Here is a 10,358-nt window from a genome sequence, read left to right as displayed (position 1 = left end):
CCGGAAGCTAAGCCCTCCAGCGCCGATGGTACTGCACCCGACAGGGTGTGGGAGAGTAGGACACCGCCGAACACCCTTTCACCGAAGGCCCCCACCCATCAGGGTGGGGGCCTTCGGCATTTCCGCATGTCTGCACCCGAAACCCCTCCGCCCGGCAGACGGCGAGAGCGGGATCCGGGTGACCAGACGGATTGGAGCCCAGTTGACTTCCGATGATGCATCTATAAAAATAGATACGTTCGCGTATGGGCGGGCTGTGAGTGGAGAGGCGGGCGCGCGGTGGAGCCGTTGGCGATTTTCAAGGCGCTGTCCAACCCGACGCGATTGCAGATCATGCAGTGGCTGAAGGAGCCGGCGCGCTACTTCGATGAGCAGTCGTACGTTCAGCAGGATCTCGGATTCCACATCGGCGTGTGCGTCGGGGACATCCAGTCGAAGGCAGGCCTGGCGCAGTCGGTCGTCTCGAGCTATCTCCAGATCATGAAAGACGCCGGCCTGCTGGAGTCGGATCGCGTCGGTAAGTGGACGTACTACCGCAGGAACGAGAGGGTGATCGAGGAGTTCTCGGACTATGTGCGCAACTCGTTGTGAGGGCATTCGCGCGCCGCAATCTATCTAGATATCTAGATGTATCGATGTAAAAGGATTCTCGCGTGGTCTTGCGCCTCGCGTGGAAGGAACCGATGAAGAAGTCGAGCCACATCATTCTCGTGCTCGCCGTGGGCGTGTTCGGAATCATCACGACGGAAATGGGGATCATCGGGGTGCTGCCCCAGATCTCCGAGAAGTTTGCCATCGCGCCCGCGACGGCCGGTTGGTTGGTCGGGATATTCGCCCTTGTGGTCGCGGCATTCGGGCCGTTCGTGACGCTGCTGGCATCCGCAATCAACAGGAAGACCGTACTGCTCGCGGCGATCGCAGTCTTCGCGCTGTCGAACTTCGTGTACGCGGCGACCAGCAGCTTCGAGGTGATGTTCGCATTCCGTGTCATCCCCGCCCTGTTCCACCCGGTCTTCTTCTCGGTGGCCCTGGCGACTGCAGCCCGTCTTGTGCCCGCCGAACAGGCCACGCGCGCGGCGACGAAGGTGTTCGCCGGCGTCACAATCGGTTTCGCATTCGGCGTTCCGCTGACCGCGTACCTTTCCGAGCACATCTCCGTGGCGGCGGCGTTCTCGTTCGGCGGCGTAGTCAACCTCGTCGCCTTCGTTGGCATCCTCGCTCTGCTGCCGGCCGAGCCTGTCGGGCAGCGGATCTCCTACGGTGCGCAGGTCCGCATCATGCGCCGACCACGACTCTGGTTGACGATCGCCTCCATCGTGTTCGTCTTCGCCGCGATGTTCTCCGTCTACAGCTACTTCGCCGAATACCTGATCCAGGTCACGGATATGGACGGTGCCTGGACCGGTGTCATGCTGATGATGTTCGGCGTGGTGATGACGATCGGGAACTTCCTCTTCGGCGGTCTCCTGCAGAAGAACCTGGTCCGCACGGTCCTCGGCTTCCCGATTCTCTGTGCCTGCCTGTACCTGCTCGTCTACGCCGCAGGGCCGTACCTGGTCCCCATGGTGGCGGTGGTGATCGTCTGGGGCACAGTGCATTCCGGCGGGCTCATCGTGAGTCAGAGTTGGCTGGGCGTCGACGCGTCAGCGGCGCCCGAGTTCGGCAACAGTCTCTTCATCTCGTTCTCGAACCTCGGCATCGCGGTGGGTACCGCCGTGGGTGGCTGGTTCGTGTCGCAGTTCGGGATCCACCAGGTTCCCTGGGCAGGGTTTGTGTTTGCCGTCCTCGCGCTCATCGCGATCGTCGCGCGCCTCACGGTCGGCCGGCCTTCCGTTGACAGTCTCCTCGCTCAGCCCGAGAAGACCGTGGCTGCCCGCGCGTGACGTCAGCCGGTCGATTCCGCTGCCGGAGTGTCGACGGGCATCGCCAAACGGGTGGGGACCACCCGGCCACGGAGCGTCACCGCGTCGCCGAGCATCCACAGCCGCGACTCCCACGGATCGGCGGCGTCGACTGCGCGGTCCGAGGCGATCAAGGCTCCCGGGATGGTCTTCGCCAGCTCCGACAGCCGCGCGGCCTCGTTCACCGGATCCCCGATCACGGTGTACTCGAACCGTTCACGGGCCCCGACGTTTCCGGCGACTGCGGTGCCGGCCGCAACGCCGATGGCGGCATGGCACTCCGGAACCTCGATCGGGAGTCGGCGTCGGATGGCTCGCGCCGCGGCCAGCGCGTGACCGGCGGCGTCCGGAAGATCGCGCGGCGCACCGAATATCGCGAGTGCAGCATCGCCCTCGAACTTGTTGACGAACCCGCCGTGGCGGTCGACCTCGTCGACCACCACCTCGAAGAACCGGTTGAGAAGGTCGACCACCTCACCGGGCGGCCGCGCCGCGGCGAGTTCCGTCGAGCCGACCAGATCGACGAAGAAGATCGCGACGTCGCGTTCCTCACCGCCGAGGCGGAGCGGCGCGACGAGTGCGGCCTCGGCGACATCCTGGCCGACATGCCGCCCGAAGAGGTCCCGGATCCGCTCGCGCTCGCGCAGGCCGTCGGCCATCCGATTGAACCCGGACTGGAGTTCGCCGAGTTCGGTGCCGTCGTACACGACGACCCGGGTATCGAGGTTGCCTTCCTCGATCCGGCTCATGCCGGATTTGACGGAGCGGATGGGTGCGACGGTCGCGCGGGCGTTGAGAAGGATCAGCAGCAGCCCGAAGAAGAGGGTGATCGCACCGAGCCCGAGAACGGCGATGACGAGTTGGGGAAGTGTGGTGTCGTGGCTGGTGAGGCTGTACGCCGCGACGATCATCAACCCGGCGACGGGGACGCCGGTGCCGAGGATCCAGGCGAGCAGGGTGCGTCCGACGACGCCGCCGAGTCGCACATTCGGCCGTCCGCCGGTCTCGAGCGCGCGGGCCGAGGCCGGTCGCAGCGCGAACTCACTGAAGAGGTGGCTGAAGGCGCAGATGGTGATGCCGCCGAACGCGATGGTGAACGCGATCTTCGGAACGGTCTCCGGGTCGACGAGGGCATACGCGGGGGTCAGCAGGAGAAGTGCGATCGTCCACTGGCCGATCTGCATCCTGGTCAGCCGCCACGGCATCGTCAGTGCCGTCAACTGTCCGCTTCGGTGGGTGGCCTGTCTTGCACGATCCACTGCAGGCTGTGCAGTGCGCGCGTGGTCCCCATGATGGTTCCGACGATCAGTGCGACGGCCAGGTACACCGGGACGAAGATGAAGTTGAGGAACCGGAACTTCGGCTCGAGCAGCTCCGGTCCGGGCACGACGAAGGTCACGAGCACCGCGACGACGGTGGCGCCGACGAGGTTGGCCCCGAGCAGGGACGTGGTGAGGAGGGTCTGGACCCGGATCCGTCGGATGCGCGGTGTCTCCGAGGGCGTTCCGAGCAGACGGGAGCCTAGTGGCGTGTCGACGGGTCGGCGCGGGTCCATGGTCGTTCGAGAGTATTCGATCCACTAGGGTGGGCCGAGTGCGTCTTGTCATTGCTCGTTGCCGTGTCGATTACGTCGGTCGCCTGACGTCCCACCTGCCGATGGCCCGACGGCTGCTCCTCATCAAGGCGGACGGCTCGGTCAGCATCCACGCCGACGATCGCGCGTACAAGCCGCTGAACTGGATGAGCCCGCCGTGCTGGCTTGCCGAGACCACCGACGGCGAGACCGAAGACGGTGCCCCCAAGCAGCTGTGGGTGGTCACGAACAAGGCCGGCGAGGAACTGCAGATCACCATCGAGGAGATCGAGCACGACTCGAGTCACGAACTCGGCATCGATCCCGGACTCGTGAAGGACGGCGTCGAGGCGCATCTGCAGGAGCTACTGGCCGAACACGTCGAAACGCTGGGGGAGGGGTTCACGCTCATCCGCCGCGAGTACATGACGGCGATCGGTCCCGTCGACCTGCTGTGCCGCAACGCCGATGGGGCCACGGTTGCCGTCGAGATCAAGCGGCGCGGCGAGATCGACGGCGTCGAACAGCTCACCCGGTACCTCGAACTACTCAATCGGGATCCGCTGCTGGCCCCCGTAACCGGTGTCTTCGCGGCTCAGCAGATCAAGCCGCAGGCCAAGACGCTCGCGACGGACCGCGGTATTCGCTGCCTGGTCCTCGACTACGAGGCGCTGCGGGGCACCGAGAGTACCGAGTTCCGCTTGTTCTGAGCGCTCGCAGGAGCGTGACGACCGGCCCCTAGACTGGTGTGGTGCCGCGTCGCAATCAGCCCCGCAAACCCCACCGTCGCAGCGAGTCGGCCGATGGGCATGTCGGTGACGGCAGCCTGTTCGGAAACGCTCTCGCCCGCGAGGAGTCGGGTCCGTCCGGCTACGACGACGAACGTTTCATGGTCCGGCAGATTCCGGGTGCGCGGGCCACGAAGACGTACCGCTGCCCGGGCTGCGATCAGGAGGTGCGACCCGGTGTCGCGCACGTCGTGGCGTGGCCGTCCGACTCCGGTGGCGCGGACGACCGCCGGCACTGGCACACGGGGTGCTGGGCCGGCCGTCGCACACGGGGACTGACGCGTCGCTGGTCCTAGCCGAGCTACTTGGTTCGCGCGGGCAGTTGCTCGTCCGACGGCGAATCGGATTCGTCGGATCCGTCACCCGAATCGGCTGATTCACCGTCCGACGCCGCCGCCGAGGACTCGGCGTTGTCGAGGAGTTCGGACTCGCGGTTGACCGAGGCGAGCATCGCCGGTACCGAATCGAGCTGGCCTCGAATACCGAGCAGCTGAGCGAGGATTCGACTGCGCAACACCCGCAGTTCCTCGGCGAGTTCCTTCGCGTGCGCGATCTTGCGGTCGGACTGTTCGGTGGCGACCTGCAGGCGTCGCTGCGCCTCCCGGCTGGCGTCGGTGAGACGACGGTGGGCTTCGGCCTTGCTGTTGGTCTCGAGTTCCTCGATGGCTGCGAGTGCCTTGGCGCGGCGCTCGGCCATCGTGATCTCGAAGTCCTGCTGGACCTGCGCGCGCTTCGCCTCGGCCTCGGCGGTGAGACGGTCGCGCTCGGCCACGGCCGCTTCGACGATCCGGGTGCCCTCGGCCCGGGCCGCCGTCATGGTCTGTTCGTGTTCGCGTTCGAGGGCCGCACGCCGGTCCTCGAGTTCGCTCATTTTCGTCTCGTAGAGCTGACGGAGTCGCTCGCTCTCCTGTTCGGCGACCGAAACCATCTCCGCGGCATCGGCTTCCGCCTTCGCGCGCACCTCGGAGGCCTCGTCGGAGGCCAGGCGCAGCATGCGAGAGATGCGTTCGCTCATGCCCTCCGCGGTGGTGGGCGGCACCGACAGCCGGTCGACGTCGCGGCGCAGTTCGTCGATCTCGTCCCGCGCGTCCTCGAGCTGAATGGCCAGTTCCCGAGCCTGCGCGGCGGCCGCGTCGCGGTCGGTCGCGGTGAGGCGGAGCTCGGAATCGAAACGGTCGTAGTAGCGCCGAACCTCGTCCTTGTCGTATCCCTTGCGGACGATGGTGAACGGCATGCCGCGGTCGTGATCGTAGGCCATGGCTGCCAATCTACCGGCGACGATGGCCTCGGCGCCCGCGGAGTGGGACCGGCGTCGTCACACCGGCCCACTCCGCGGCGGCATCGGAAAACTCCGGGTCAGTGTCCGCCGTCGGCTGCCGGCTCGACGAGCTCGATGAGCACGCCGCCGCCGTCCTTCGGGTGGATGAAGTTGATGCGCGAGTCGGCGGTGCCGCGGCGCGGTGCGTCGTACAGCAGACGCACGCCGTCGGCGCGGAGCTGCGCGCTGATCGCGTCGATATCGGTGACGCGGAAGGCCAGCTGCTGCAGGCCCGGGCCACTGCGATCGATGAACTTGGCGATCGTGGAGTTCTCGTTCAGAGGAGCGAGGAGCTGGATCGCGGTGGCGCCGGCAGCCTGGCCCGGGTATCCGAGCATGGCCTCGCGGACGCCCTGCTCCTCGTTGACCTCTTCGTGCAGGTTGACCATGCCGAGGTGCTTGCCGTACCACGCGATGGCGGCGTCGAGATCCGGCACTGCGATACCGACGTGGTCGATCGCGGTCACGAGCTCGGAGGTCAGTCCGCTCGCGGCGGTGCTGGGGGAGGAAGATGTCATGTATCAGACGGTAGCGCTACCGTTTGAACTGTTCGCGCCGGGTCACGGCTCAGACCGCCGCCCCGGACCAAGATCGACCGCTGGAGGAATCTTGACCACTTCTGTCATCGTTGCCGGGGCCCGGACCCCCGTCGGACGGCTGCTCGGATCCCTGAAGGACCTTTCGGGCTCCGACCTCGGCGGTGTAGCGATCAAGGGTGCGCTGGAGAAGGCCGGGCTGGCGCCCGAGCAGGTCGAGTACGTGATCATGGGTCAGGTCCTCACCGCCGGCGCGGGGCAGATGCCGGCACGTCAGGCGGCCGTGGCCGCGGGCATCCCGATGAGTGTTCCCGCTCTGACCGTCAACAAGGTGTGCCTGTCGGGTGTCGACGCGATCGCGCTGGCCGACCAGTTGATCCGTGCCGGCGAGTTCGACGTCGTCGTCGCGGGCGGCCAGGAATCGATGTCGCGGGCGCCGCACATGCTCGAGAAGAGCCGTGAGGGCTTCAAGTACGGCGATGTGACGCTGCGCGATCACATGGCGTACGACGGCCTGCACGACATCTTCACCGACCAGCCGATGGGCAACCTCACCGAGCAGCGCAACCAGGACCAGGACCAGCGCATCACCCGCGAGGCGCAGGACGCGTTCGCGGCCGCCTCGCACCAGAACGCTGCGCGCGCGTGGAAGGACGGGCTGTTCGCCGACGAGGTCGTGCCGGTGACGATTCCGCAGCGTCGCGGTGAGCCGATCGTGGTGACCGAGGACGAGGGCATCCGCGCCGACACCAGCGTCGAGTCGCTGGCCAAGCTGCGTCCGGCGTTCGCCAAGGACGGTTCGATCACCGCCGGCACCGCGTCGCAGATCTCCGACGGTGCCGCCGCCGTGGTCGTGATGAGCAAGGCCAAGGCCGAGGAGCTGGGTCTCGAGTGGATCGCGGAGATCGGCGCGCACGGCGTCGTCGCGGGTCCCGATTCGACCCTGCAGTCGCAGCCGGCGCGAGCGATCGCCCGCGCGTGCGAGCGTGAGGGCATCGACCCGAAGGACCTGGACCTGGTCGAGATCAACGAGGCGTTCGCGGCCGTGGGCATCGCGTCCACCGGGGAGCTGGGCATCGACGCCGCGAAGGTGAACGTCAACGGTGGCGCGATCGCGATCGGCCACCCGCTCGGCATGTCCGGTGCCCGCATCGCGCTGCACCTGGTCCTCGAGCTGCAGCGACGCGGCGGCGGCATCGGCGCGGCGGCGCTGTGCGGCGGTGGCGGACAGGGCGACGCGCTGATCGTCCGGGTCCCGAAGAAGTAGTTCATACCCCTCGACGGCACCCCGTGGTCGAGACTGTGACGAGTCTCAACTACGGGGTGTCGTAGTTTGTCGGGCACAATGGCGGCCATGGCGAACTTCTTCGATCTCAGCTCGTGGCCCAAACGTTTCCGTTGCGTGGCCGTCCTGGAAGCGTTCAGTTGGGCCGGGCTCCTGATCGGCATGGCGTTCAAGCACATCCCGGAGATCAATGGCGGCCCGGAGCTCGGCGTCAAGATCTTCGGACCGATCCACGGTGCCATCTTCGTGATCTACGTGATCGTCGCGCTGTTCACCGCGCGCGCGGTCAAGTGGAACTTCAAGACGCTTGCGCTCGCGATGGTCTCCAGCATTCCGCCGTTCATGACCATCTGGTTCGAGATGTGGGCCGCGCGCAACGGGCGCCTCGGCGAGCTGTCGACCACGGGTTCCGCGAAGTCCGAGCCCGCTCTCGCCTGACGGACGCTCCGGTGGCGGGCCGGAATGGCTGCCCGCCCGCCACTCGTGACAAACTGAATCCGTGACTCGACCTGGTTCTCGTCCGTCCCCTCGTTCCGCTGCGGCCATGTCCGGAGCCGTCGACCTGTCCGGTCTCAGGGACCGTGCGCAGCAGCCGCCGAGCGCGCCCGCGGGCCCGCCCGCAGGCGACTCGGCCCCCGTGAGCACCACCGGTCTCGCACCGGTCATCGACGTCACCGAGGCCACCTTCCAGGCCGAGGTGCTCGAACGGTCCATGCAGGTCCTGGTGATCGTGGACCTGTGGGCCACCTGGTGCGAACCCTGCAAGCAGCTGTCCCCGGTGCTCGAGCAGCTCGCACACGAGGGCGGCGGCAACTGGGTCCTCGCAAAGATCGATGTCGACGCCAACCCCGGCATCGCGCAGGCGTTCGGTGTCCAGTCCGTCCCAACGGTGGTCGCGATCGCCGGTGGCCAGCCGCTCGCGGACTTCGCCGGTGCCCAGCCCGAACCGCAGTTGCGCCAGTGGATCGCCGCCCTGCAGGAGGCCGTCAAGGGCAAGCTGGCCGGCCCGCCGTCCGCTGACGGCGCCGAGCAGGAGCCCGAACCCGAGGATCCCCGCTTCGTGGCCGCCGAGAACGCGCTGGACGAGGGCGACTTCGCCGGTGCCGAGGCCGCCTACAACCTGATTCTCAACTCCGAGCCCGCGAACGAGCAGGCACTCGCCGCGCTGCGGCAGGTCCGGTTCCTCGGTCGGGTGCAGGAGCTGCCCGACGACGCGATCACGGCCGCGGACGCGCAGCTCGACTCGATCGATGCCCAGTTCGCCGCGGCCGACGCCGAGCTGTACTCGCAGCGGCCCGAGGCCGCATTCGACCGGCTCATCGCGCTCGTCCGTCGCACGGCCGGCGACGACCGGACGGCCGTGCGGACCCGTCTGCTCGAGCTGTTCGAGTTGTTCGACCCGGCCGAGCCGGTCCTGGTCGCGGCCCGTCGGAAGCTCGCGTCAGCGCTGTACTGACCGGCGCGGGACCCGCGTCCATCGGCGTTCCTCAGCGATAGCGGCCGTCGCAGGTCTGCTGTCCGCCGAGGACACCGGTGCGGAACGCGTCCACGCGGGAGAACCCGCTGGGCACGGTGTTGCCGTCCACGTCGCTCGCGGCCAGGCCGTCGGACAACAGGCCGGAGATGGCCTCGTCGAGATCGCCGGGCGACAGCCACACCGTGCGCGTGTCGGTGGGGGCCGCCTGATCCGGACTGAGCGCCGCGGTGACCGCGCCCGACAGGCACGCCGCGCGCAACGCTGCCTGTGGGCCCGACAGCGACAGCCCCGCAGCCTTCTGCACCGCGAGGGTGTAGCGGGAGGCGAGCAGGACGTACGCGCCGTAGTCGCCGGTGACGTCGGCGCTGAGGACGTCGTCGCCGGTCACCGTGCTCGGGCGCCCACGTTCGGCGAGGGCCGGGACGTCGACGCCGATCGTGTTGGTGGCGGGGCAGTACGAGACCGGTTCGGTGGCACTCGCGTCTCGGCAGTCGGTGTCGATCCCGGTGAGATCGAGGGTGGGCGGGTCGGTGAGGGCGAACACCCTCCCGAAGGAGTCGAAGATCGCCGTCAGCGATTCCTCCGTCACCGGCAGCTCACCGTCGTCGTTGCGTCCGTCGAACCGCTGCGGCAGGTCGGCCCGTCGCGACGTGATCTCGTCGGCGTCGATGCGGGTGCACGCGCCCGCCCCGTCGGTGAATCCGATCTGGGCCGCGGTGACGCGTTCGAATGCCGAACCGTGAATCGACTCGGGATCGCTGGGGTCGGTGTCGCGCACCGAGACGGTCGCTGCGAGAACCGAGTTGAGTCCGTCGGACGTGTTGAGGGTGAAACGTGCGGCGCGCCCCTCCGCGACGTGGCGGATGAACGCGCCGGCGAAACAGTCCGCCTGTTGTTCGAACACGATGCCCGGATCGTCCTCGCCCACCAGTCCGGCCTTCTGCTGGATCGCGTGACCGTACTCGTGCGCCAGCACCATCACCACCGACATCGGCCCGAACGTGTCGACCAGGCCCGGCAGCAGGTAGGAGCGGTCCCAGCCGATCGTGTCCTGCTTGACGCAGTACGCCGCATTGACGAGGTCCTCGGTGGCCATCCCGCAGAATCGGTGGCCGCCGGTGTCGTCGGGGTTCCACGACAACAGATCGGTGACCGGCTGAAATCTGCCCTTGAAGATCGTCGGGTATTCCGCCGTCCAGTAGTCCTCGATGTCGGCGATCGCGTTCGCGGCGAGAGTGTCGATCGCGCCGCCGTCGCCGTCGGTCACGGTGCGGGACGTGTCCGGCGCACCCTCACGGGGTCCACTCGGACCGCCCTGCGCGGGGAGTCCGGCCACCGTGAACGGATCGTCGTAGATGGACACCGCGCGCCCGTCGATGGTCGACGAGCATCCGGCGGCCGCGCTCATCGCCACCGCCACCAGCACGAGGGATGTCGCGACGGCGCCTGCCGGTCGCCGAGTGCGTGTCACCGATCCCGC

Annotated in this window: 10 protein-coding genes and 1 pseudogene; 7 read left to right on the top strand and 4 right to left on the bottom strand. The window is 67.7% G+C overall.

Features of this window, described 5'->3' with window-relative positions; translation table 11 throughout:
- Positions 1–279: 279 nt before the first annotated feature.
- Both AB4Z09_RS01465 and AB4Z09_RS01460 read left to right on the top strand, forming a co-directional pair.
- Positions 280–591, top strand: coding sequence for an ArsR/SmtB family transcription factor (locus AB4Z09_RS01465; RefSeq protein ID WP_174909516.1), 312 nt, complete (start codon positions 280–282; stop codon positions 589–591).
- A 62-nt stretch (positions 592–653) separates the two neighbouring features.
- A complete protein-coding gene (locus tag AB4Z09_RS01460) occupies positions 654–1,883 on the top strand; it encodes an MFS transporter (RefSeq protein WP_442239016.1) in 1,230 nt (409 codons plus the stop codon).
- Positions 1,884–1,885: 2 nt separating this feature from the next.
- On the opposite strand, the pseudogene AB4Z09_RS01455 reads toward AB4Z09_RS01460, so the two are convergent.
- A pseudogene (locus AB4Z09_RS01455) lies at positions 1,886–3,456 on the bottom strand (adenylate/guanylate cyclase domain-containing protein).
- Between the two features lie 38 nt (positions 3,457–3,494).
- Between AB4Z09_RS01455 and nucS the strand changes: the two are divergent.
- Both nucS and AB4Z09_RS01445 read left to right on the top strand, forming a co-directional pair.
- Positions 3,495–4,184, top strand: coding sequence for an endonuclease NucS (gene nucS, locus AB4Z09_RS01450; RefSeq protein ID WP_114719469.1), 690 nt, complete (start codon positions 3,495–3,497; stop codon positions 4,182–4,184).
- Between the two features lie 41 nt (positions 4,185–4,225).
- Positions 4,226–4,558: an ATP/GTP-binding protein gene (locus AB4Z09_RS01445; protein WP_174909520.1), complete on the top strand. Its 333-nt coding sequence runs from the start codon at positions 4,226–4,228 to the stop codon at positions 4,556–4,558.
- A gap of 5 nt (positions 4,559–4,563) precedes the next feature.
- Here the strand turns inward: AB4Z09_RS01445 and AB4Z09_RS01440 are convergent, their stop codons facing one another.
- Together AB4Z09_RS01440 and mce are read right to left on the bottom strand one after the other, a co-directional pair.
- Positions 4,564–5,520: a hypothetical protein gene (locus AB4Z09_RS01440; protein ID WP_174909522.1), complete on the bottom strand. Its 957-nt coding sequence runs from the start codon at positions 5,518–5,520 to the stop codon at positions 4,564–4,566.
- A gap of 98 nt (positions 5,521–5,618) precedes the next feature.
- Positions 5,619–6,098, bottom strand: coding sequence for a methylmalonyl-CoA epimerase (gene mce, locus AB4Z09_RS01435; protein ID WP_442239015.1), 480 nt, complete (start codon positions 6,096–6,098; stop codon positions 5,619–5,621).
- A gap of 91 nt (positions 6,099–6,189) precedes the next feature.
- On the opposite strand from mce, the gene AB4Z09_RS01430 reads away from it, so the two are divergent.
- From AB4Z09_RS01430 to AB4Z09_RS01420, 3 genes are all read left to right on the top strand, one after another.
- Positions 6,190–7,383, top strand: coding sequence for an acetyl-CoA C-acetyltransferase (locus tag AB4Z09_RS01430; protein WP_442239014.1), 1,194 nt, complete (start codon positions 6,190–6,192; stop codon positions 7,381–7,383).
- A gap of 78 nt (positions 7,384–7,461) precedes the next feature.
- Positions 7,462–7,839: a DUF3817 domain-containing protein gene (locus AB4Z09_RS01425; RefSeq protein ID WP_442239022.1), complete on the top strand. Its 378-nt coding sequence runs from the start codon at positions 7,462–7,464 to the stop codon at positions 7,837–7,839.
- A gap of 106 nt (positions 7,840–7,945) precedes the next feature.
- Positions 7,946–8,857: a tetratricopeptide repeat protein gene (locus tag AB4Z09_RS01420; protein WP_442239013.1), complete on the top strand. Its 912-nt coding sequence runs from the start codon at positions 7,946–7,948 to the stop codon at positions 8,855–8,857.
- A 31-nt stretch (positions 8,858–8,888) separates the two neighbouring features.
- Here the strand turns inward: AB4Z09_RS01420 and AB4Z09_RS01415 are convergent, their stop codons facing one another.
- The gene (locus AB4Z09_RS01415) at positions 8,889–10,349 is read right to left on the bottom strand and encodes a metallopeptidase (RefSeq protein ID WP_442239012.1); all 1,461 of its coding nucleotides are present in this window, start codon (positions 10,347–10,349) and stop codon (positions 8,889–8,891) included.
- Between the last annotated feature and the right edge of the window lie 9 nt (positions 10,350–10,358).

This window comes from Rhodococcus sp. TAF43 (assembly GCF_052113525.1).
Classification (GTDB): Bacteria; Actinomycetota; Actinomycetes; order Mycobacteriales; family Mycobacteriaceae; genus Prescottella.
This window is presented reverse-complemented; position numbering and strand designations above follow the sequence as displayed.